This is a genomic window from Gilliamella sp. Choc6-1 (genome assembly GCF_001690385.1).
GTDB lineage: Bacteria > Pseudomonadota > Gammaproteobacteria > Enterobacterales > Orbaceae > Gilliamella > Gilliamella apicola_A.
In genome coordinates this window covers 20,847-43,860 of the sequence record NZ_LZHI01000026.1, presented here as the reverse complement: position 1 = coordinate 43,860, position 23,014 = coordinate 20,847, and the positions used below count along the sequence as shown (strand labels likewise).

The 23,014-nt window shown below is 34.2% G+C and carries 20 protein-coding genes; 16 read left to right on the top strand and 4 right to left on the bottom strand.

Going from position 1 to position 23,014, the window contains the following annotated elements; all coding sequences use genetic code 11:
• Nucleotide 1 precedes the first annotated feature (1 nt).
• Nucleotides 2-565, top strand: a complete 564-nt coding sequence (locus A9G36_RS03145; RefSeq protein WP_065568922.1) for a Sua5/YciO/YrdC/YwlC family protein — start codon at nucleotides 2-4, stop codon at nucleotides 563-565.
• A 4-nt stretch (nucleotides 566-569) separates the two neighbouring features.
• On the top strand, nucleotides 570-1,673 hold the full coding sequence (locus tag A9G36_RS03140) for an anhydro-N-acetylmuramic acid kinase (protein WP_034947564.1): 1,104 nt from the start codon (nucleotides 570-572) through the stop codon (nucleotides 1,671-1,673).
• Nucleotides 1,674-1,691: 18 nt separating this feature from the next.
• On the opposite strand, the gene A9G36_RS03135 is transcribed toward A9G36_RS03140, so the two are convergent.
• Both A9G36_RS03135 and hda read right to left on the bottom strand, forming a co-directional pair.
• A complete protein-coding gene (locus A9G36_RS03135) occupies nucleotides 1,692-2,471 on the bottom strand; it encodes a Cof-type HAD-IIB family hydrolase (RefSeq protein WP_065568921.1) in 780 nt (259 codons plus the stop codon).
• 1 nt (nucleotide 2,472) lies between these two features.
• The gene (hda, locus tag A9G36_RS03130) at nucleotides 2,473-3,156 is read right to left on the bottom strand and encodes a DnaA inactivator Hda (RefSeq protein ID WP_080715932.1); all 684 of its coding nucleotides are present in this window, start codon (nucleotides 3,154-3,156) and stop codon (nucleotides 2,473-2,475) included.
• Nucleotides 3,157-3,826: 670 nt separating this feature from the next.
• Between hda and mnmG the strand changes: the two genes are divergently transcribed.
• Both mnmG and rsmG read left to right on the top strand, forming a co-directional pair.
• Complete coding sequence (gene mnmG / locus A9G36_RS03125; protein ID WP_065585397.1) at nucleotides 3,827-5,719, top strand: tRNA uridine-5-carboxymethylaminomethyl(34) synthesis enzyme MnmG; 1,893 nt, start codon at nucleotides 3,827-3,829, stop codon at nucleotides 5,717-5,719.
• Nucleotides 5,697-6,305: a 16S rRNA (guanine(527)-N(7))-methyltransferase RsmG gene (gene rsmG / locus A9G36_RS03120; protein WP_034947551.1), complete on the top strand. Its 609-nt coding sequence runs from the start codon at nucleotides 5,697-5,699 to the stop codon at nucleotides 6,303-6,305. The genes mnmG and rsmG overlap by 23 nt, the downstream gene beginning before the upstream one ends.
• A 32-nt stretch (nucleotides 6,306-6,337) precedes the next feature.
• Here the strand turns inward: rsmG and A9G36_RS03115 are convergent, their stop codons facing one another.
• Nucleotides 6,338-7,573: an N-acetylmuramoyl-L-alanine amidase gene (locus tag A9G36_RS03115; protein WP_034947548.1), complete on the bottom strand. Its 1,236-nt coding sequence runs from the start codon at nucleotides 7,571-7,573 to the stop codon at nucleotides 6,338-6,340.
• 378 nt (nucleotides 7,574-7,951) lie between these two features.
• On the opposite strand from A9G36_RS03115, the gene miaB reads away from it, so the two are divergent.
• The 11 genes from miaB (at nucleotide 7,952) to A9G36_RS03060 (ending at nucleotide 20,887) form a co-directional block, all read left to right on the top strand.
• Nucleotides 7,952-9,379: a tRNA (N6-isopentenyl adenosine(37)-C2)-methylthiotransferase MiaB gene (gene miaB, locus A9G36_RS03110; protein ID WP_065568919.1), complete on the top strand. Its 1,428-nt coding sequence runs from the start codon at nucleotides 7,952-7,954 to the stop codon at nucleotides 9,377-9,379.
• A gap of 193 nt (nucleotides 9,380-9,572) precedes the next feature.
• Nucleotides 9,573-10,583 (top strand): PhoH family protein, encoded by a 1,011-nt coding sequence (locus A9G36_RS03105; protein WP_051825400.1) that lies wholly within the window; start codon nucleotides 9,573-9,575, stop codon nucleotides 10,581-10,583.
• A 39-nt stretch (nucleotides 10,584-10,622) separates the two neighbouring features.
• Nucleotides 10,623-12,563, top strand: a complete 1,941-nt coding sequence (mrdA, locus tag A9G36_RS03100; protein WP_065568918.1) for a penicillin-binding protein 2 — start codon at nucleotides 10,623-10,625, stop codon at nucleotides 12,561-12,563.
• Between the two features lie 2 nt (nucleotides 12,564-12,565).
• On the top strand, nucleotides 12,566-13,672 hold the full coding sequence (mrdB, locus tag A9G36_RS03095; RefSeq protein WP_034947539.1) for a peptidoglycan glycosyltransferase MrdB: 1,107 nt from the start codon (nucleotides 12,566-12,568) through the stop codon (nucleotides 13,670-13,672).
• A 14-nt stretch (nucleotides 13,673-13,686) separates the two neighbouring features.
• Nucleotides 13,687-14,868 (top strand): serine hydrolase, encoded by a 1,182-nt coding sequence (locus A9G36_RS03090; RefSeq protein WP_034947536.1) that lies wholly within the window; start codon nucleotides 13,687-13,689, stop codon nucleotides 14,866-14,868.
• 335 nt (nucleotides 14,869-15,203) lie between these two features.
• On the top strand, nucleotides 15,204-15,941 hold the full coding sequence (gene rpsB / locus A9G36_RS03085; protein ID WP_034947534.1) for a 30S ribosomal protein S2: 738 nt from the start codon (nucleotides 15,204-15,206) through the stop codon (nucleotides 15,939-15,941).
• An 84-nt stretch (nucleotides 15,942-16,025) separates the two neighbouring features.
• The gene (gene tsf / locus A9G36_RS03080; protein ID WP_065568917.1) at nucleotides 16,026-16,883 is read left to right on the top strand and encodes a translation elongation factor Ts; all 858 of its coding nucleotides are present in this window, start codon (nucleotides 16,026-16,028) and stop codon (nucleotides 16,881-16,883) included.
• Nucleotides 16,884-17,001: 118 nt separating this feature from the next.
• On the top strand, nucleotides 17,002-17,736 hold the full coding sequence (gene pyrH / locus A9G36_RS03075) for a UMP kinase (protein WP_034947527.1): 735 nt from the start codon (nucleotides 17,002-17,004) through the stop codon (nucleotides 17,734-17,736).
• 29 nt (nucleotides 17,737-17,765) lie between these two features.
• Complete coding sequence (gene frr, locus A9G36_RS03070) at nucleotides 17,766-18,323, top strand: ribosome recycling factor (protein WP_065568916.1); 558 nt, start codon at nucleotides 17,766-17,768, stop codon at nucleotides 18,321-18,323.
• Between the two features lie 234 nt (nucleotides 18,324-18,557).
• A complete protein-coding gene (locus A9G36_RS03065) occupies nucleotides 18,558-19,754 on the top strand; it encodes an MFS transporter (protein ID WP_065585396.1) in 1,197 nt (398 codons plus the stop codon).
• 62 nt (nucleotides 19,755-19,816) lie between these two features.
• Nucleotides 19,817-20,887, top strand: a complete 1,071-nt coding sequence (locus A9G36_RS03060) for an alpha/beta hydrolase (RefSeq protein ID WP_065585395.1) — start codon at nucleotides 19,817-19,819, stop codon at nucleotides 20,885-20,887.
• Nucleotides 20,888-20,985: 98 nt separating this feature from the next.
• Here the strand turns inward: A9G36_RS03060 and A9G36_RS03055 are convergent, their stop codons facing one another.
• Nucleotides 20,986-21,861, bottom strand: a complete 876-nt coding sequence (locus tag A9G36_RS03055; protein WP_065568931.1) for a LysR family transcriptional regulator — start codon at nucleotides 21,859-21,861, stop codon at nucleotides 20,986-20,988.
• Between the two features lie 460 nt (nucleotides 21,862-22,321).
• Here A9G36_RS03055 and deoC point away from each other — a divergent pair, with 460 nt between their 5' ends.
• Nucleotides 22,322-22,993, top strand: a complete 672-nt coding sequence (gene deoC, locus A9G36_RS03050) for a deoxyribose-phosphate aldolase (protein WP_065585394.1) — start codon at nucleotides 22,322-22,324, stop codon at nucleotides 22,991-22,993.
• The last annotated feature ends 21 nt before the right edge of the window (nucleotides 22,994-23,014 follow it).

The window sequence follows — 23,014 nt, the reverse complement described above, 5'->3', positions numbered from 1 at the left end:
AATGGCAAATTTATTATCTTTAAAACAAACCAAGAAGTTACTAAAAACAGCTTCGGTTGTGGCCTACCCAACCGAAGCTGTTTTTGGATTAGGCTGTGATCCTAATTGTGAATCAGCCGTATTAAAACTGTTACAACTAAAACAGCGATCAATAGATAAAGGTTTGATTTTAATTGCTAGTCATTACCAACAACTGATTCCTTATATAGATGAATCAGCTATAACTAATGAACAAAAACAGTTAGCACTTACTAGCTGGCCAGGTCCTATTACTTGGGTTTTTCCTAAAAATAAAAAAACACCTTATTTTTTGACTGGTAAATTCGAAACCATAGCAGTACGAGTCACCAATCACCCTTTAGCTCGTAAATTATGCGATCTTTATGGCAAACCGATAGTTTCAACCAGTGCTAATTTATCGAGTTATCCTCCTTGTAAAACAGCCATCGAAGTAGCCAAACAATTTGGCCAAAATTTTCCGATTTTAGCAGGCGAAGCAGGTAATAGATTACAGCCATCTCAAATCAGAGATATTCAAACAGGTAACATTATTCGACAAGGATAGATATATGCAAAATTTATATATTGGTGTGATGTCGGGAACCAGCATGGATGGAATTGATATTGCTATGGTTAGTATTACCGAAAAAAATGTCACATCAATAGCTAGTAGTTGCTACCCAATGCCCACCAACTTAAGACAGAAATTATTAACATTATGTGAAACAAAACAAACCACATTACAAAATTTGGGTGAATTAGACCATCAACTTGGTGGATTATTTGCAGATAGTATCAATCAATTTTTAAAAGACAATAAAATAGATAAACAACAAATAAAAGCAATTGGTTGCCACGGGCAAACTATTTACCATGCACCAATCAGTGACAATCCATTTACCCTACAAATTGGCGATGCCAATATTATCGCTGCAAAAACAGGCATAACCACCATAGCTGATTTTCGCCGAAAAGATATGGCTTATGGCGGGCAAGGAGCCCCACTGGTCCCCGCTTTTCATAAAGCTATACTACAAGATCCAAAAATCAATCGTGTAGTATTAAATATAGGAGGAATTAGTAACATTTCAGTATTAATTCCTAACCATACTGTTATTGGTTATGATACAGGTCCAGGAAACGTACTGCTTGATTGCTGGATAAATCAAAATCTAGGTAAAAGCTATGATAAAAATGGGTTGTGGGCAAAAACAGGAAAAGTTAGCCAAGACTTACTGAATAAATTATTTGATGAAGATTATTTCAAAATACCAGCACCTAAAAGTACAGGGCGTGAGCTATTTAATTTACCATGGTTACATAAAAAACTAACAGGAATTGATTTAAAAGCTGAAGATATTCAAGCAACATTCGTTGAATTAACCTCTTTATCAATTGCAAATGAAATCAATAAATTACCTATAGTAAAAACATTACCTTGTGAGCTTTTAGTTTGTGGAGGAGGAGCTAAAAATTCACTTATTATGCAAAGATTATCAGCATTATTACCATCATGGTCAGTATTAACAACAGATACTAAAGGCATAAATGGTGACGACATGGAAGCTATAGCCTTCGCTTGGCTCGCTTATTGCCGGATCAACAACATTCCATCAAATATTCCCGAAGTAACTGGGGCAAACCAAGCTGTGTGTTTGGGCGTTATTTATTAATAAACTAAAAAATATCGATCAAATCAACCCAAATTTTTGTAACGCTTTAGCAATACCATCATTATTATTAGTATCTGTAACAAACTCAGCTTTTGCTTTTAATTCATCAACTGCATTACCCATAGCAATAGGGTGATCAACGGTTAAGAACATTTCAAAATCATTCATACCATCACCAAATGCATAAGTTGGCACATCAGTGAACTCTTTATTTTTTAATAACTGAGTAATACCATAACCTTTAGAGCCACCATGATTAAAAACATCAACACAGTAAGGGGTATTACGAATAAAAGTTAACTCAGGGAAAACATCTCGATAAAACTCTTCTCCAGATTCACAAAGTAATAAAAGCATCTGAATAGGTGATTTTAAATAAACCTGATCATCAACAGGAGGAACTGGTTGCTTAAGATAATGATAAAACTTCTCGGCTGCTTGACTATACTCAGATATACACATCATTTCATCATTATAAAAAGATAAAGGAATATTCGTTTCCTGCTTAGAATACTGATGTATTCTTATTATCAAATCTTTATCAATATTATTAGTAAAAACCTTTTCGCCTCTGTATAAAACAACTTGCCCATTCATGCCAATAATCGAATCTATTTGAGTCTTTTGCATTAAATCAGAAACTTCACAGGGTGTTCGACCAGTTGCTATCACTGGAATAATATTATTATGTTTTAACTTTTTTATAGCATCAAGGGAACTGGACAATATATCAATTTGACTATTAAATAATGTCCCATCTAAATCAAAAAAAACAATAGCTTCAGGTTTATGGCTCATATTACAAATCCAAAATATTTTTAATAAAAGGAATAGTTAGCTTTCGTTGTTGTGCTAACGTTGCTACTTCAAACTTTTCTAACAAAGAAAATAATGTACGCATATCACGATTAACACGTTTTAATAAAAATAACCCAACATCTGTTGATAGTTCAAATCCACTTAATTGTGCTCTCAATTGCAAAGCTTTAAGCTTGTCATCATCGCTAAGTTCTTTTAATTGATAAACCTGCCCCCAAGATAATCTAGAAACTAAATCAGGCAATATAAAAGGAATTTGTTTAGGTGGTGCATTTGCAGTTATCAATAATTTACTCACATTTTTTTCTGTCAAACGATTAAATAAATCAAAAATAGCCTCTTCCCAATCTCTATGACCTGCTATTGCATCAATATCATCTAAACAGACTAAATCATAATTTTCTAATCCTTGTAAAATTTCAGGTACCAAATGATAATGCTGTTTTAATGGAATATAACTAGCTAATTTATTTTGGCTTGACGCATGTAAAAGGTGAGTTCGGCCTGCAACGTTAGCCGCCCATATATAAAAGACATTAAAACCCTCTTTACCTAATAAGGTTTGCAACGAATCAAACAATAACCGATTATTACCTACATAAAAACTATCAAAAGTTTCATTATTAGATAACGGAAAAGGCAAAGGTAGCTGTGAAAGAGTAATAAAGTAACCTCACAATACAAATAAAATCATATTAAGTATAAATTTGCTTTTATAAAAATCAATCACTTTTATAGAAAAGAAAAACATCCTACTTTTCAAAGTATTTAATGTGTATTTTAAATAACACAAATACAAGTTAATTTACTATTAATAAAAAAATAAAACTAACCAAGTTATTCAGTTGTTTTTGAATTTTATTCAAATAATAAGATCATAAAAAGAGTAGATTACTCACTTATGTATAAAATAAAGGCAATAAAAGATAAAAAGTAAGCAAACGAATTTATTTTTTTGTGGATAACTTTGTGATAAAACGGGATAATAAGTTGTGATAAGCCTATTAACAACCTAAGAAACAAAATTAACTGTGAATAAAAGTAGCACTTATCAACATAATTAAAACAAAAAAGATCCGATCAACTAACATAATTTAGCGATCGATAAGATCAAACAAAATAATAATAAAATAGAGTTACCCACAAAAGTTATCCTACATAATAATAATAAAAATAAAAAGATCATCTAAAAGATCTTATTTTATTTAGAATGCGATCCTAATAGATCATTTGACGTAACCAAAAAGATGAGTAAAATCTCCTACCCTGAATAAATCAAATCTCCCGATCTAAATTAGCGATCATCTATACACAAAATAAATACGAGGCTTTTTATGTTTTATCCAGATCTTTTTGATGTCATCATCGTTGGTGGCGGTCATGCAGGAACAGAAGCAGCAATGGCATCAGCAAGAATGGGGCGAAAAACACTACTTTTAACCCATAATATCAATACATTAGGACAAATGTCTTGTAATCCTGCCATTGGTGGTATAGGTAAAGGCCATTTGGTAAAAGAAATTGATGCAATGGGTGGCTTAATGGCACGCGCTATCGATCATGCTGGGATCCAATTTAGGATCTTAAATAGCAGTAAAGGACCTGCAGTTAGGGCTACAAGAGCACAAGCAGATCGATCACTATATTGCAAAGTGATCCGAACTACACTTGAAAATCAAGAAAACTTAATTCTTTTTCAACAATCTGTTGAAGATGTGATCATCAAAAACGATCAGATCGTAGGTGTAAAAACCCAAATGGGAGTATGCTTTAAAGCTAAAACAGTCGTATTAACAACAGGTACCTTTTTAGACGGAAAGATCCATATAGGACTTAATAATTACAGTGGTGGACGTACAGGCGATCCTGCTTCGATCGGCTTATCAAAATCACTTCATCAATATCCATTTAGAATGGGACGATTAAAAACTGGTACCCCTCCACGAATTGATGCTAGAACAATTGATTTTTCAAAATTAGGTACACAATATGGTGATGATCCTGTTCCTGTATTCTCATTTTTAGGTAATGCAAACGAACATCCTAAACAAATTCCTTGCTATATAACAAGCACTAACGAAACAACGCACGAGATCATCCGAAATAGTTTAGATCGTAGTCCCATGTATACTGGTGTGATAGAAGGAGTTGGTCCAAGATACTGCCCATCTATTGAAGACAAAATTATGCGTTTTGCGGATCGTAATTCTCATCAGATCTATTTAGAACCTGAAGGATTAGATAGCAACGAAATATATCCAAATGGGATCTCAACAAGTTTACCATTTGATACACAATTAGCATTTGTACGCAGTATGAAAGGATTAGAAAATGCTAATATTGTCAGACCAGGTTATGCGATCGAATATGATTATTTTGATCCAAGGGATCTTAAACCAACACTTGAAAGTAAAGTTATTAAAGGTCTCTTTTTAGCAGGACAGATCAACGGAACAACTGGCTATGAAGAAGCCGCAGCTCAAGGAATGCTTGCTGGCTTAAATGCAGCACGTTTTGCATATGATCAAGATCAATGGTATCCAAGCCGTGATCAAGCCTATTTAGGGGTATTAGTTGATGATCTTTGTACTCTTGGTACTAACGAACCTTATCGCATGTTTACCTCTCGTGCTGAATATCGTTTAATGTTACGTGAAGACAATGCTGATATTCGCTTAACTGAGATTGGTCGCAAGCTAGGTATGGTTGATGATTATCGCTGGCAACGTTTTAACGAAAAATTTGAAGCTATTGAACAAGAAAGAGCAAGATTACGTGATATATGGGTACATCCTCATATTGAAAGCATTGACGAAGTAAATGCTGTGTTAGGTGCTAATTTGACTAAAGAAGCCAACGGAGAAGAGTTACTTAAGCGGCCTGAAATGAGTTATAACACATTGAAATCGCTTTCATTATTTTCTCCTGGATTGTCTGACGCACAGGCTGCGGAACAGGTTGAAATTCAAGTTAAATATGATGGATATATAAAATTACAAATAGAAGAAATTGAACGTCAAAAACGCAATGAAGAAACGCTTATTCCTGAGCATATTGATTATGCTGAAATATCGGGTTTATCGAACGAAGTTGTGGCTAAATTAAAACAACATAAACCTATTTCAATAGGACAAGCTTCGCGTATATCAGGAATTACTCCTGCTGCAATTTCAATGTTACTAGTTTATTTAAAAAAGAAAAATTATGTTAAAAAAGAAACTCATTAATTTAATAGATCAAACGGATCTTTTGATCTCAGAATCACAAATAGATCAATTGATCCATTATGTTGAAATGCTTAATAAATGGAATAAGACTTACAACTTAACAGCTGTACGAGATCCTAATGAAATGTTAATCAAACATATCATGGATAGCTTAGTTGTATCGCCCTATTTAACTGGCAAAACTTTTATTGATGTTGGAACTGGTCCTGGTTTACCAGGCGTTCCACTAGCAATTATTAACCCAGATAAACAATTTGATTTAGTGGATAGTTTAGGTAAGCGTATTCGATTTTTAAAACAAGTTCAGTTTGAATTAAAGCTAACTAATATAAACCCAATACAAAGCCGAATAGAGGAGTATAGCGATAAAAAGTTTGATGGCGTTATTAGCCGAGCATTTGCTTCATTGCAAGACATGCTTAGTTGGTGTAAGCATCTTCCTAATGAACAAGGATCTTTTTATGCTTTAAAAGGTAGCGATCTTGATCCTATTCCTGAAGATTTTAGGCTTACCCAGAATATTAAGCTGAGCATTCCACAATTGGGTGCTGAAAGATGTTTAGTTATTATTGTTAAAAGTATATAACTTATTTAGTTTACTTTAAAAATGATAAAAAACTAGTTTTTACGTTTTTTTAGATAATCTTTAATTCCGTCAACAATAGCTTTAGATACTTGATTTTGGAAAGAAGCAGTCTTAAGTTTTTTCTCTTCAACAACATTACTAATAAAAGCTGTTTCAACTAAAACTGACGGAATATCAGGCGCTTTTAATACAGCAAAACCGGCTTTTTCAATGGTTGGTTTATGTAACTTATTTATACCTTTCATGCGATTTAATATTGCGCTACCTAATAAAGCTCCATTACTTAGTGTTGTTTTTTGTACTAAGTCCAAAATAGTGTTGTCTAAATACTTATCACCACTTCGACTAACCCCCCCTATCTGATCGGCTTTATTTTGTGTTTGTGCTAAATAGCTAGCCGCCGAACTACTTGCTCCACGAGTAGATAAAGCAAATACAGTTGAACCTCTTACTGAGCGGTTAGTAAAGGCGTCGGCATGAATAGAAACAAAGAGATCAGCATGCAATGATCGTGCCTTAGCGACACGAACTTTTAATGGAATAAATACATCTTCATTGCGTGTCATATGGACTTTTATATTATTTTCTTTTTTTAATAAATTGTAAGCACGACGGGCTATTTGTAAAACTATATCTTTTTCTTTAGTTTTATTATAACCGATTGCTCCTGGATCTTCGCCTCCATGTCCTGGATCGAGCATTACAATAATTGGTGCATTTTTCTTTTTATTAATTGGGGGAGGGATATTAGCTTGTTTTTTATTAAGATCGCCGTCCTTGTATTCTTCTAATAAGGCAAGTAAGGGATCATCGTCATTTATTGAAATTGATCTAGTAGGATAAAGATCCATAACTAAACGATGTTTGAATTCTGCTATTGGAGATAATGTAAAGGTATTAGGTTCCACACCTTGTTTTAAAACGATCATAATTCTGATTATTTTAGGGTTGACTTTATTAACACTAATCAATTTTATGAAAGGATCGTGACTGAGTACTTTTGACGAAATTGTTTTTAATGTAGGAGTTAAATCTATATTATCAATATCGATAACTATTCGATCAGGGTTATAAAGCAAAGCACTTTTATAATTTAATCGAATAGTTGATTCTAATGTGATTCGTGTATAAGTTGATGATGGCCAAATACGAACAGCAATAATTTTTGCCATTGCTACTGCAAAGCCAATACGGGTGACAGACAATAAACAAGTCGCAATTATCCCTTTGATAAAAAGGCGTTTTTTTGGACTAAATGTTTTTGGCATACCTGAACACTTTATTTGTTATCACTATTAAGTGCGAATAATAACATAAAATAAAATGATATTAAAAAAGAATGAATATCATAATTAGTTGTTTTTTTGATAAATAAAATAGATTCTATTCATGTTTATAGATTTTTATAATATTAGAATCTATTTTTGATTAACCCACTATTTTATATATAAAATACTTTTACTAATCTTCTTACAAACCGCCCTTTATGCTGTAGTTAAAAAAACAAAAAATAAAGTGCCATTTTGTATGGTCATTTTTTATTTTATTATAGACCCTACAATCACAAAGCATTACAATATGCCACGCTAAAATCGCGGATTTAAACCCGTTTTCATTTTAACAATTAAAATATAGCTGAGTTATTGATGAGCAAAAAATTACATATCAAAACTTGGGGCTGCCAAATGAATGAATATGATTCTACTAAGATGGCAGATCTCCTTGAATCCACCCACGGTTTAACTTTAACAGAAAATGCCGAAGAAGCAGATATTTTATTACTTAATACCTGCTCTATTCGAGAAAAAGCCCAAGAAAAAGTCTTTCATCAATTAGGACGTTGGAAGAATCTTAAAAAAAATAACCCAAATATCATTATTGGTGTTGGGGGATGTGTTGCTTCACAAGAAGGAGCTCATATTCGTAAACGCGCACCATTTGTGGATATTATTTTTGGACCGCAAACTTTTCACCGCTTGCCTGAAATGATTGAGCAAGTTAGAAGTGGTAAAGGTAATCATGTGGTTGATATAAGCTTTCCTGAAATAGAAAAATTTGATCGCTTACCAGAACCTCGTAGTGAAGGCCCAACCGCATTTGTTTCAATTATGGAAGGATGTAATAAATATTGTACTTATTGCGTAGTTCCTTACACTCGAGGTGAAGAAGTTAGTCGACCTTGTGATGATGTTATTTATGAAATAGCTCAGCTTGCTGAGCAAGGTGTACGTGAAGTCAATCTACTAGGTCAAAATGTAAATGCATATCGTGGACCAACATTCGATGGTGATATTTGTTCCTTTGCTGAATTACTACGCTTAGTTGCAGCCATTGATGGTATAGATCGTATTCGTTTTACAACTAGCCATCCAATCGAATTTACAGATGATATTATTGATGTTTATCGTGACACACCAGAGCTAGTAAATTTTTTACATTTGCCAGTACAAAGTGGCTCAGATCGTGTATTAAACTTAATGAAACGTACGCATACCGCACTTGAATATAAATCAATTATTCGAAAACTACGCAAAGTACGACCAGATATTCAAATTAGCTCCGATTTTATTGTTGGTTTCCCAGGTGAAACACAAGAAGACTTTGAACAAACCATGAAGTTAATTGCCGATGTTAATTTTGATTTAAGTTACAGTTTTGTCTATTCAGCACGTCCAGGTACACCAGCTGCTGAAATGGAAGATAATGTGTCTGAAGACGAGAAAAAGCAGCGTCTTTACATTCTTCAAGAAAGAATCAATCAACAAGCCATGCAGTTTAGTCGTCGTATGTTAAATACCATACAACGTATTTTAGTTGAAGGGCCATCTAAAAAAGATCTCATGGAATTAACAGGACGAACCGAAAATAATCGGATTGTTAATTTTGAAGGTCATCCTGATATGATAGGTAAGTTTGTTGATGTTGAAATTACTGATGTTTACCCAAATTCATTGCGCGGTAAAGTGGTTAGAACTGAAGATGAAATGGATTTGCGCGTAAATGAATCTCCGATGTCAGTGATATCACGAACTCGAAAAGAAAATGATTTAGGCGTAGGGATTTATCAACCATAAAAACGAAATGCCTATTTCAATTAAAATGGCAAAGATTTGATAAAAAACAGTCAACAAGAGCAGTAGATAATGTTGTTAGCTTAAACACAGTTTCTTGGCGTTACGGTAATATCAACTTTTTAAAAGGTGTTGAAATTATTCTTTATGTGAACAATGTATTAGTAGCTAACGTTAATTATTTGAGGGATTACGTTTGAATATTATGAAATATGAAATTGTGCTTGAGCCAGAAGATAATCAGCGCCTTAATAGCCTTTGTGGTCCTTATAATGACAATATTAAGCAAATTGAACGTCGATTAGGAATTGAAATTAACCACCGAGGCAATCTTTTTTCTATAACAGGTGATGCTATTTGTGTAAAAGCGACTAATGACATTTTGAAGTCGCTTTATAAACAAACCAAAATCAAAGATAAAATTGTTGATATTGAGCCTGAACAAATACATCTAGCAATAAAAGAGTCCGGTCTTTTACAAAAAGCGAGTGAACACTTACCAGCTTATATTGATCATCAAGGTGGAAAGCTAGTGATGATAAAAACTAAACGAGGCATAATCAAACCCAGAACAGCGAACCAAGCACAATATATTGCTCATGTGTTGGATTATGATATCTCGTTTGGAATTGGTCCTGCTGGAACCGGTAAAACCTACTTGGCGGTTGCAGCCGCGGTTGATGCTCTTGAAAAACAGCAAATCCGCCGAATTGTATTAACTCGTCCTGCAGTTGAAGCAGGTGAAAAATTAGGTTTTTTACCAGGTGATTTAAGTCAAAAAGTGGACCCTTACTTACGTCCACTTTATGATGCCTTATTCGAGATGTTAGGTTTTGAAAAAGTCGAAAAACTTATTGAAAAAAGTGTGATTGAAGTGGCACCACTTGCTTATATGCGTGGAAGAACGCTTAATGATGCATTTATTATCCTTGATGAAAGCCAAAACACCACGATTGAACAAATGAAAATGTTTTTAACTCGAATTGGCTTTAATTCGAAAGCGGTAATAACAGGTGATATTACTCAAATTGATTTACCGCATAATCAAAAATCAGGATTACGTCATGCGATAGAAGTTTTAAGCCAACTTGATGAAATTAGTTTCAATTTTTTTAGTAGTGAAGATGTTGTCCGTCATCCAGTGGTAGCTAGAATCGTTAATGCCTATGAAAAATGGGAAGAACAAGAACAGCATCATAAGAAATAACTCAATGAAAAAAGCGTTTAGAGGAGTATTATTATCCCTATCTCAAGTAAAAAAAAGCGAACTAATATTCGAGATCACTCGGCAGAAACAAATTTGTTTTTGCGTCGAGCATTGTTTGCTTTTGTTGTAATAATATTATTAGTGATTATTTTGTTGGTTAATTTAGCCGACCTTCAAATTGCTAATTATAGTTATTACAGTACAAAATCGAATAATAATCGCATTGAAAATATTCCTATACCTCCAAGCCGCGGTATGATTTATGACCGTAACGGTACGCCTTTGGCAATTAATAACATCACATATCAACTTAATATTATTCCTGATAAAATAAAAAATCTTAATGAACAGTTTAGTTATTTAAAAAAAATTGTTGATTTGACAGATGAAGACATAGAAACATTTCAAAAAGAGCGACGAAATTATAAAGCACATCGCCCTGTGCCGCTTAAAGAAAATTTAACCAGCCTACAAATTGCCCGTTTTGTTGTTGATCAACATCGATTCCCTTTTGTTTCAATTGTTAAGATTCAACATCGATATTATCCTTATGGCGCATCTTTAACGCATATAATTGGTTATATTTCTAAAATTAACAGCCAAGATAAAAAACGCTTAGAAGATGAAAATAAAACCAGTAACTATGTTGCAACACTTAATATAGGAAAAATGGGTATTGAGCGATATTATGAAGATGTGCTACATGGCACGGCTGGTAATGAAAAGGTTGAAGTAAATAGTCGAGGGCGTATCGTTCGTTTACTTGAGCAGCACCCACCGAAAGCAGGTGAGGATATCTATTTATCTATCAATTTAAAATTACAACTCTATATTGAGCGACTTCTTGCGGGACGCAAAGCTGCAGTAGTTGCTATTGACCCTAATAATGGTGAAGTATTAGCAATGGTTTCAAGTCCAAGTTATGATTCCAATTTATTTGTTGGAGGTATATCTAGAGCTAATTATAATGAATTACTTAATGATCCAGATAAACCATTATTTAATCGAGCGTTACTTGGTGCATATCCACCAGCTTCAACTGTTAAACCTTATATTTCCATAGCAGCTTTGAGTGAAGGAATTGTTACGCCCAAAAGCATTATAAATGATCCCGGATGGTGGCAATTACCTGGAACTGAAAGGCGTTATCGTGACTGGTTAAAATGGGGACATGGTCATGTAGATGTATTGAAAGCCATTGAAGAATCAGTTGATACTTATTTTTATCAAGTTGCATATGATATGGGCATAGATCGTTTGAATTTATGGATGACTAAGTTTGGTTATGGTGAAAAAACAGGTATTGATATTTCACCAAATGAAGAAACTCGTGCTGTTATGCCTAGTCGTGAATGGAAAATGTTGCGTCATAAAAAATCTTGGATGCAAGGGGATACTATTCCAGTTGGAATTGGTCAAGGTTATTGGACAGCAACACCTATACAAATGGCGAAAGCTTTAACCATTTTAATTAATAATGGTAAAACTTATATTCCTCATTTTTTACTATATAAAAAAAGTGATATTTTGAATTCTAATGATAATAAACCACAAACTAATCTTGTATTATTTGAACAACCCAATAGTTTAACTGAGGTCAAATCTACTTATTGGGATTTAGCTAAAGAAGGTATGCGTCGCGTCATGTTTGGTTCACGAGGAACAGCACGTAAAGTTTATGTTGATGCACAATATCAAGCGGCAGGAAAATCAGGAACTGCACAAGTTTATGGTTTGAAACAAAACGAAACCTATAATGCACATAAAATTCCGGAACATTTACGAGATCATGCCTTATTCGTTGCTTATGCGCCTTTCGATAAACCAAAAATTGCTTTAGCTATTGTTCTTGAAAATGGGGGAGGAGGAAGTTCCAATGGTGGTGCTGTAGTGCGTAAAATACTTGATTATTACTTGCTTGGTAATAACTCTACAAAATTAGATGATGAAATATCACCAACTACAGGAAACTCTAATTAATTATGCATAATATCAAAAAAACTTTTTGGCAAAAAATACATATTGATCCTCTTTTTTTCCTATTTATTGCATTATTACTTGGCTATAGTCTTTATGTACTTTGGAGTGCTAGTGGACAAAATATCGACATGATGCAAAAACGAGCAATACAAATACTGCTAGGTTTTGCTGCTATGATTATTTTTGCTCAATTTTCACCCAGAACTTATGAAAAATGGGCTCCTTCACTTTATGTTACCTGTATTATAGTATTATTCTTGGTTGATATTTTTGGCTATACCAGCAAAGGTGCACAACGTTGGTTGGATTTAGGAATTTTACGTTTTCAACCTTCTGAAATTGCCAAAATAGCGGTACCATTAATGGTTGCCAAATTTATTCATCGTGACGGTTGTCCACCACCTTTAAAAACGACTTTACAGACACTCACTATAATTGGAGTGCCTGCTTTGCTTGTCGCAATGCAGCCAGATTTAGGGACTGCAATTTTGATTGTTATGTCAGGTCTTTTTATTATCTTTTTAGCGGGTATTGATTGGCGCTTTATCCTTATTGCACTTATTTTAATTGCTGCTTTTTTACCTATTATGTGGTTCTTCTTAATGCATGATTATCAGCAAGAAAGGGTACTAACCTTGTTTAACCCTGAACGGGATCCAAATGGTACCGGTTATCATATTATTCAATCTAAAACAGCAATAGGATCTGGTGGAGTGTGGGGAAAAGGTTGGCTTAAAGGAACTCAATCACAATTGGAGTTTTTACCAGAACGGCATACTGATTTTATTTTTTCTGTTATTGCTGAAGAGTTTGGCTTTATTGGTACCGTTATTTTGTTAGTACTATTTTTATGTTTAATTATTCGTGGACTTTTTATTGCTTCACAAGCACAAACCACATTTGGCAGAATATTAGCTGGTGGATTAATTTTGGTTTTCTTTGTATATGCGTTTATTAATATTGGTATGGTCAGTGGAATATTACCTGTAGTTGGTGTACCATTACCGTTAATAAGTTATGGTGGCTCATCTTTAGTCGTATTAATGGCTAGTTTTGGCATTATGATGTCTATTCACACACATCGCTATATGTTATCTAAAAATATTTGACGGAATCCAAATAAATGAAAAAGAAATTTAAATTATCTTTTGCTTTGTTATTACTCGCAATTTGTTCATCAGTTTCAGCTGAAGTGGCATTTCCTATCCCAGAAATTCCAAAATTAGATGCAGAATCTTATATTTTAATGGATGCCAAATCAGGCGAAATTTTAGCTCAATATAATGCAGAACAACAGCGAGATCCTGCTAGTTTAACTAAAATGATGACCAGTTATGTAGTTGGTCAAGCTTTGAAAGTTGGTCGTATTAAAAATGATGATATGGTTATAGTAAGTAAAGATGCTTGGGCAACAGGTAATCCTATTTTAAAAGGATCATCATTAATGTTTCTAGAAGTGGGTAAAAAAGTTTCAGTATCAGATCTGAATAAGGGTATTATTGTTCAATCAGGTAATGATGCTTGCATTGCCATGGCTGAGCACGTTGCTGGTAGCCAAGGTGCTTTTGTTAATTTAATGAATGATTATGCAAAAAAAATTGGGTTAGAGCATTCTCACTTTGAAACTGTGCACGGGCTTGATGCTCCGGGGCAGTATACTACAGCTAAAGATATGGCATTATTAGGTCAAGCCTTAATTCGTGATTTGCCATCAGAATATGCTATTTACAAAGAAAAAGAATTTACCTATAACTTATCTAAACCACAATTAAATCGCAATGGCTTGCTTTGGGATACCACACTAAATGTTGATGGGATAAAAACAGGCCATACTAATGCTGCTGGTTATAACTTAGTTGCTTCTGCGGTGGATGGTAATACTCGCTTAATTTCAGCTGTATTAGGTGGGCGCACATTTAAAGGACGTGAACAAGAAAGTAAAAAATTATTAGTTTGGGGGTTTCGTTTTTTTGAAACAGCAAATCCCGTAAAAGCTGGTAACTCATTAATAACAGAATCAATTTGGTATGGTGAGCAAAATAAGATCCAACTAGGCTCACTTAATGGTTCTTATGTGACAGTACCAAAAGGCCGTTCAGCAGATGTACAAGTTAAATATACAATTGATGGCTATATTTATGCTCCGATTACTAAAGGGACTGTTGTGGGCAAAATGCAGTTTTTATTAGATGATAAAGTTATCAATGAAGAATCATTGGTTGCACTACAAAGTGTTGAAGAAACAGGTTTTTTGGGTGGTATATGGGATTGGATATGTTTACAATGTCATAAATTATTGAACTAAATAGTTTTCTTAAAAAAGTTACTGCAATTTAATTTCGGACATTTTTAGGCTACTCGTTATAAAAAATAACTTACATGCTAAGCTCCGAAATTAAAATTACCTCATTTCTATAAATAAAACTGGTAATCTTAGATTAAATATGGTATAAAACGCGCGCTACATTTCACATTATTTTTTGCAAAAGTAATGATGGATAAAAGCATTAAATTTAATGATTAATTAACGTTATAACACACACATATCATTACACTTTTCCGGGGTGCCTTTTACTTTATGTATAGGTCGGATAGAGCGGATATGTGGAGGCATAACCCCAACGTCAAAATGAGGAAATCATGACTACAGTATCAATGCGCGATATGTTACAAGCGGGTGTACACTTTGGACACCAAACTCGTTATTGGAACCCAAAAATGAAACCATTTATTTTTGGTGCACGCAATAAAGTTCATATTATCAATCTTGAAAAAACAGTACCATTGTTCAACGAAGCATTAGCTGAATTAAACAAGATTGCCGCTCGTAAAGGTAAAATTTTATTTGTTGGTACAAAACGTGCAGCTAGCGAAGCAATTAAACAAGCGGCTGAAAGCTGTGGACAATACTACGTTAATCACCGTTGGTTAGGTGGAATGTTGACTAACTGGAAAACAGTACGTCAATCAATCAAACGTCTAAAAGATTTAGAAACACAAGCTAGTGATGGTACATTCGATAAATTAACCAAAAAAGAAGCGCTAATGCGTGCTCGTGAAATGGCTAAATTAGAAAATAGCTTGGGTGGAATTAAAAATATGGGTGGCTTACCTGATGTGATCTTTGTTATTGGTGCAGACCACGAACATATCGCTATCAAAGAAGCTAACAACTTAGGTATTCCAGTCATTGCTATTGTTGATACTAACTCAGATCCTGATGGTATTGATTACGTTGTTCCAGGTAATGATGATGCGATTCGTGCAATTCAATTATATGCAAATGCAGTTGCTGAAGCAGTACGTTCTGGTCGTGAACAAAACCAATCTCCAGTATCTGAAGAAAGCTTCGTAGAAGAAGCGCCAGCAGCAGAGTAATAAACTCAAATATTTTCAGGGTTGATAATAATATCGACCCATTCTAATGAAAATCATCACAATGGTTAAATAGAGGATTAAAAAATGGCTGAAGTTACCGCTTCTATGGTAAAAGAACTGCGTGAAAGAACTGGCGCAGGTATGATGGAATGTAAAAAAGCATTAGTTGAAGCTAATGGTGATATTGAACTTGCGATTGACAATATGCGTAAATCAGGTCAAGCAAAAGCGGCTAAAAAAGCGGGTCGTGTTGCGGCTGAAGGTGTCATTATTTCTAAAATCTCTGCGGATAAGAAATTTGGTATTATCTTAGAAGTAAATTGTGAAACAGACTTTGTTGCCAAGGATGCTGGATTCTTAGCATTTAGTGATAAAGTTGCTGAAGCTGCTTTAACTGATCGCATTAATGATATTTCAGTTTTACAAGCTAAATTCGAAGAAGAGCGTACAGCGCTAGTTGCTAAAATTGGTGAAAACATTGGTATCCGTCGCATTGCTCAAATCGCTGGCGATGTAGTTGGTAGTTATCAACACGGTGCTCGTATTGGTGTATTAGTTGCTGCTAATAGTGCTGATGATGAATTAGTTAAACATATTGCAATGCACATTGCTGCAAGTAAACCAGAATATGTTGATCCAATTGACGTACCTGCTGATGTGGTTGAACACGAACGTAACATTCAAATTGATATCGCAATGCAATCTGGTAAACCACGTGAAATCGCTGAAAAAATGGTTGAAGGTCGTATGCGTAAGTTCACTGGTGAAGTATCATTAACCGGTCAACCATTTGTTATGGATCCTTCAAAAACGGTTGGCGACTTATTAAAAGAAAAGAGCGCAGCAGTAGCTTCATTCATTCGTTTTGAAGTGGGTGAAGGTATTGAAAAAGTTGAAGTTGATTTTGCAGCAGAAGTTGCTGCAATAACGAAACAATCTTAATAGTTTCAACAAAGCCGCCGTTAAGGCGGTTTTGTTTATCTACAAAATATTTTAAAATTATTGCAGCTAGCAGTCCTAGCTTATCAGGTAATTAAACAACGAAATAGTGAGACTTCATATGGTAACCCCTTTTTATAAACGTATTTTGCTTAAGCTTAGTGGTGAAGCGCTACAAGGCGACGAAGGTTTTGGTATTGATGCAGCCGTTCTTGACCGCATGGCTCAAGAAATAAAAGAGCTTATTGAAATGAACGTTCAGGTTGCGGTAGTCATAGGAGGTGGTAATTTATTTCGTGGTGCAGGACTTGCTAAAGCGGGAATGAACCGAGTGGTTGGTGATCATATGGGCATGCTAGCAACAGTTATGAATGGACTTGCTATGCGTGATGCGTTGCACCGAATTGAGGTTAATGCCCGTTTAATGTCAGCGATACCATTAAACGGCGTTTGTGATGATTATCGTTGGACTGAAGCAATTAGTTTGCTTCGCCATGGTAAAGTTGTTATTCTTTCTGCAGGAACAGGTAATCCTTTCTTTACAACAGATTCAGCCGCTTGTTTACGAGGTATTGAGATTGAAGCGGATGTTGTTTTAAAAGCGACCAAAGTAGATGGTGTTTACTCAGCTGATCCTGTTAAAGATCCAACAGCAATACTTTATAAAACATTAAACTATGAAAAAGTTCTTACTGATGAGCTTAAAGTAATGGATTTAGCTGCATTCACATTAGCAAGAGATCATAATTTACCGATTTGTGTCTTTAATATGAATAAACCTGGTGCGTTGCGTCGTGTCATATTAGGTGAACAAGAAGGAACATTAATTAATAACAAAGCAACTTTAACCAGTTAATTATCTTTATTTTAAATAAGGCTTTTATTATGTTAAACGAGATTCAAAAAGAAGCGCAAACGCGCATGGAAAAAAGCATTGATGCATTTCAGACTCATATTTCTAAAGTTCGAACTGGTCGCGCATCACCAAGTTTATTAGATGGCATTATGGTTGAATATTATGGTAGTCCAACGCCACTTCGCCAATTGGCTAATATTGTAGCGGAAGATGCAAGAACTCTTGCTATAACCGTATTTGATAAATCATTAACCCCTCTTATTGAAAAAGCTATCCTAACTTCAGATTTAGGGCTTAATCCTGCATCAGCAGGCACAGTTATTCGCGTACCATTGCCACCGCTTACAGAAGAACGTCGCCGTGACTTAACTAAGATTGTTCGTAACGAAGCTGAACAAGGACGAGTATCGATCCGTAATATTCGCCGTGATGCTAACGATCAAATCAAAGCATTACTAAAAGATAAAGAAATATCTGAAGATGAAGAGCGTAAAGCGCAAGATTTAATCCAAAAAGCGACAGACGCCGCAATTAAAAAATTAGATACAGTGCTTGCCGATAAAGAAAAAGAACTAATGGAATTCTAATTTTCCCTCCCTTTTCTTAACAAGTGCTCTGCTTTACCAAACAGAGCGCTTTTCCTAAAAAAACAGTCTAATTTTCTTATCAATAACTGGCAAAAAATTATTATATAAAACAACAAACCATGCTTTTAAAGCATGTTTATCTATAAAATATAAGTATTTTACATGGTTAATTAAATTACCTATACTTTTTTAAACTTGCCATTTGAACTAGTTAAATAAAAGGTACTTTATGTAATGAAAACACCATTATCCTATCACACAGAAGAAAAAACCTCCCATTGGTCTGCTGTTTTTTCATTATTTATGGGGGTAACTAGTCTTATTTCAGCTGAATTTATTCCTATCAGTTTGTTAACACCTATTGCACAAACTTTGCATATTACTGAAGGAATGGCAGGGCAAACAGTTACCGCAGTTGGTATTTTTGCAGTTATTGCAAGCTTGATACTAGCACCACTAAAAATAAATAGACGCTTGGTACTATTAATTCTCTCGATGTTATTGGTGATAGCCAATATATTAGTCGCATTTACACCTAATTATATTATTTTATTAATAGGAAGAAGCATATTGGGGATATGTGTTGGTGGTTTTTGGTCTCTAGCATCAGCAGTAACACTACAACTTGTACCGATAAAAGATCTGCCTCGAGCATTAAGTATTATCTATGCTGGCGTTTCAGTAGCAACAATTATTTCACTACCATTAGCAAGCTATCTAGGTGATCTTATTGGTTGGCGAAAGATCTTTTTACTATCGACATTACTAGGTGTGATTGCTTTTATTTGGCAATTTATTACGTTACCTACTTTACCTGCACAGCAAGGTAATAGTTTTAAAAGCATGCTTTTTCTCTTAAAGCAATGCTGGATAACGGTAGGAATAGTAGCAACAATATTTAGTTATGGTGGATATCATGTTTTTTTTACTTATTTAAGACCATTTTTAGAGCATAATCTTGCCTTGCAAACAAATTCCATATCCACGATTTTACTTCTATTTGGAATAGCTAACTGCATTGGCACCGTTATTGCGGGTTTTGTTATGGGAAAACAATTTAAAATAACGATGATAGCAGTTCATTTTATTTTATTGATGCTTGCTATTACTTTAATGTTTAGCCATAAAAATATAACATTCAATATGCTACTAGTTATTGCTTGGGGATTGGTGTTTGGTTTTATTCCAGTAGGTTGGTCTACTTGGATTATACGTACACTTGCTGATAAAGCCGAAATGATGGGAGGATTATCTGTTGCTTCGATTCAATTTTCCATTGGGTTAGCAGCAGCAATGGGAGGTCTCATCTTTGATCATAAAGGGATACTAGGCATATTTTTTAGTGCTGCACTTATTTTTTTATTTGCCTTGATATTAATTCAACTCAGTTTTCAATTATTTACTCGTGTAATAGGACATCCTATTGCATAGTAATCTTTTTTCAATTTATTGATAATATTAAATAAAAGTTACTTATTAAAAGGATCACATCAATGAAAAAGGTTTTATTTTATTTCAAAGATAGTACTGCTTTAATCGTTTTTTTAAGTTTTTTAGGGTTATTTTTATCACCATTAGTAATGGGAGCCGATATGTCTAGCAATGCAAATAATTTTTATCAAAGTAATAATGTCACTATGCAAAAAGTTAGTTTTCTAAATCAATATAAAATGAGTGTGGTTGGAAATTTATTTATGCCTAAAACGCTTGATGCCAAAAACAAATATCCAGCAATTATTGTTGGACATCCAATGGGCGCAGTTAAAGAACAAAGTGCGAATTTATATGCTACTAAAATGGCTGAACAAGGCTTTATTGCATTAGCCATTGACCTATCTTTTTGGGGCGAAAGTGAGGGGCAGCCTCGTAATGTTGTATTACCCGATATGTATGCAGAAGATTTCAGCGCTGCAGTTGATTATTTAGGTACTCAAACTTTTGTGGATCGTAACAATATTGGCGTAATTGGTGTTTGTGGTAGTGGTAGTTTTGCTATTAGTGCCGCTAAAATTGATCCTCGTTTAAAAGCCATTGCGACGGTTAGTATGTACGATATGGGTTCAGCCAATCGCAATGCACTTCACCATTCGTTAACACTTGAACAGCGAAAACAGATCATAAAACAGGCGTCAGAACAACGTTATGTTGAATTTACCGGCGGTCAGACATTATATACAAGTGGCACGGTTAATAAGGGCCAACTTAGACCTGAAGATGGTCCTATTGCTCATGAATTTTATGATTTTTATCGTACGCCTCGTGGTGAATATACACCTGTAAGTTCAACGCCAGAACTAACGACTCACCCAACATTAACTAGTAATGTAAAATTTATGAACTTCTATCCATTTAACGATATTGAAACCATTTCACCACGACCAATATTATTTATCACAGGTGATCAGGCTCATTCTAAAGAGTTCAGTGAAGATGCTTATAACCGTGCGATAGAACCCAAGGAACTCTATTATGTGAAAGGAGCCGGGCATGTTGATCTTTATGATCGAATCGATTTAATCCCTTTTGATAAATTAACAATCTTTTTTAAAACGTATTTAAAATAACCATTAATTTTTAATGAAATGTTATCCGACCGCAAAGGGAGTATGAATTTATGATGCTTCCTTTCTTTTACTCATCATTATAAAATGATAGATGAATATCAAAAATGTTCTTTTAGCTGTTTTAAGAGCAGTTCAGCAGCTTTAGAAAATACATGATATTTTTTCCAAACAATATTTACATCTACTTTTAATTTTGGATATAAGGGTTTAAAACAAAGCGAATTATCGCCTGCTGTATTAATGAGTTTATCTAAACACAAGGCATATCCGATATGTTGTTCAACCATTAACGCTGCATTAAATATTAAGTTATATGTTGCAATAATATTTAGTTTTTCGTAGTTCCGTTTAAACCATTTTTCAATGCTATCACTAACATATTTTTGTTGGGATACAATCAGTGGTAATGACCATAAATCAGATGGAGAAATAACCTCAAGGTTTGCCAGCGCGCAATCTTTTCTCATTAATACCCCCCATGTATCTTGTTGAGGAAGGCACAATGATTCATATTTTGTTAGATGAGTTGGCTCAATTAACACACCAAAATCAAGTAATCCCTTATCAATACGTTCGGTGACATCATTTGCATTACCACTATAAATATGAATGCGGATGCGAGGGTAAACTTCTTGCATTGATTTGATAACATTTACCACTAACTTCATTGCATCGGTTTCACCACAACCAATATAAATATCACCACAAATACTTTCGTTTGGTGCTTGAAATTCTTCTACTGTTTTATGCACAAGTTCCAGTATTTCCTCCGCACGTTTACGTAATCGTATTCCTTCATCGGTCAAGGTAATTCGCCTACTACCGCGAATAAATAGGGTTTTGCCAAGTGTTTGTTCAAGTTCAATCAACTGACGAGATAAGGTGGGTTGAGTTAGATGTAAATAGTTAGCGGCAGAGGTAATACTTTCTTCTTTAGCAAGAGCAAGAAAATAACGTAAAATTTTAATATCTATCATTTTCCTTTCCCATCATTCTTGTTTAACAACTCTTCTTTTTTATATTTAAAAGATTTTGTGTAAAAAATGAGGATGTTTATATCTCATTATTAACATAATATAAAAACTTCAGATGTTTTACCATAAATTGCTTAAGTTTTACTGAGAAAGCTCATCGGCATTAGAAGATTTAGTAGGATGTTAAATAAAACTTAATACACAGATGTACACTCCAAGGTTAATCATTCAAACATATTAAAAAATACTCAGAAAAATTTATTGATTTTATCTAAGTTTTTTTTGTTAACATTTAAAGAAAAACAAAACTCAATATCCGCCTATTTTTATCTGTACTATTTTTTACAATTACCCATAATGTTACTATAATAACATTATCACCTTATATCTGTTATTAAAATAACATTTTACACCTAACAAATTTATTAAATTAGACATCAAAACTAAAAAAATTAAGGATATCACTATGAATTATGCAAAGTATATCGATCATACTTTACTTGCGATGAACGCAACAAAAGACCAAATAACTAAACTCTGTGAAGAAGCTAAACAATATCATTTTTATTCAGTTTGTGTTAATTCAGGCTATGTTCCTTTAGTGGCTAGTTTACTAAAAGGTAGCGATGTAAAAGTGTGTTCAGTAGTTGGCTTTCCTTTAGGTGCAATGCTAACTAGCGCTAAAGCCTTTGAAACCGAAATGACGGTTAAAGCAGGTGCGCAAGAAATCGATATGGTTATCAATGTGGGTTGGTTAAAAAGCAATGATTGGGATGCGGTTAAACAAGATATTGAGGCGGTATTTAACGCTTGTGGCGCTGTGCCATTAAAAGTGATTTTAGAAACTTGTTTATTAACTAAAGACGAAATTGCTAAAGTCTGTGAAATTTGTAAGCAAATCGGTGTTGCTTTTGTTAAAACCTCGACTGGGTTTAGTGTATCTGGCGCAACGGTTGAGGATGTTAAGTTGATGCGTGATACCGTTGGCAATGAGATGGGCGTTAAAGCATCGGGCGGTATTCGTGATCGTCAAACGGCTGAAAAAATGGTTCAAGCGGGGGCTTCACGTTTAGGGGCTAGTGCAGGTATTGCGATTGTTTCTGGTGATGCAACTTCGACCAGTGATTATTAATCAATGATATCAATTAATAAG

Excerpts from the sequence above, each read along its gene's own strand:
- A9G36_RS03145 (WP_065568922.1), top strand. The coding sequence starts at position 2 with ATGGCAAATTTATTATCTTTAAAACAAACCAAGAAGTTACTAAAAACA.
- A9G36_RS03140 (WP_034947564.1), top strand. The coding sequence starts at position 570 with ATGCAAAATTTATATATTGGTGTGATGTCGGGAACCAGCATGGATGGA.
- A9G36_RS03135 (WP_065568921.1), bottom strand. The coding sequence starts at position 2,471 with ATGAGCCATAAACCTGAAGCTATTGTTTTTTTTGATTTAGATGGGACA.
- mnmG (WP_065585397.1), top strand. The coding sequence starts at position 3,827 with ATGTTTTATCCAGATCTTTTTGATGTCATCATCGTTGGTGGCGGTCAT.
- rsmG (WP_034947551.1), top strand. The coding sequence starts at position 5,697 with ATGTTAAAAAAGAAACTCATTAATTTAATAGATCAAACGGATCTTTTG.
- A9G36_RS03115 (WP_034947548.1), bottom strand. The coding sequence starts at position 7,573 with ATGCCAAAAACATTTAGTCCAAAAAAACGCCTTTTTATCAAAGGGATA.
- miaB (WP_065568919.1), top strand. The coding sequence starts at position 7,952 with ATGAGCAAAAAATTACATATCAAAACTTGGGGCTGCCAAATGAATGAA.
- mrdB (WP_034947539.1), top strand. The coding sequence starts at position 12,566 with ATGCATAATATCAAAAAAACTTTTTGGCAAAAAATACATATTGATCCT.
- A9G36_RS03090 (WP_034947536.1), top strand. The coding sequence starts at position 13,687 with ATGAAAAAGAAATTTAAATTATCTTTTGCTTTGTTATTACTCGCAATT.
- rpsB (WP_034947534.1), top strand. The coding sequence starts at position 15,204 with ATGACTACAGTATCAATGCGCGATATGTTACAAGCGGGTGTACACTTT.
- tsf (WP_065568917.1), top strand. The coding sequence starts at position 16,026 with ATGGCTGAAGTTACCGCTTCTATGGTAAAAGAACTGCGTGAAAGAACT.
- pyrH (WP_034947527.1), top strand. The coding sequence starts at position 17,002 with ATGGTAACCCCTTTTTATAAACGTATTTTGCTTAAGCTTAGTGGTGAA.
- frr (WP_065568916.1), top strand. The coding sequence starts at position 17,766 with ATGTTAAACGAGATTCAAAAAGAAGCGCAAACGCGCATGGAAAAAAGC.
- A9G36_RS03065 (WP_065585396.1), top strand. The coding sequence starts at position 18,558 with ATGAAAACACCATTATCCTATCACACAGAAGAAAAAACCTCCCATTGG.
- A9G36_RS03060 (WP_065585395.1), top strand. The coding sequence starts at position 19,817 with ATGAAAAAGGTTTTATTTTATTTCAAAGATAGTACTGCTTTAATCGTT.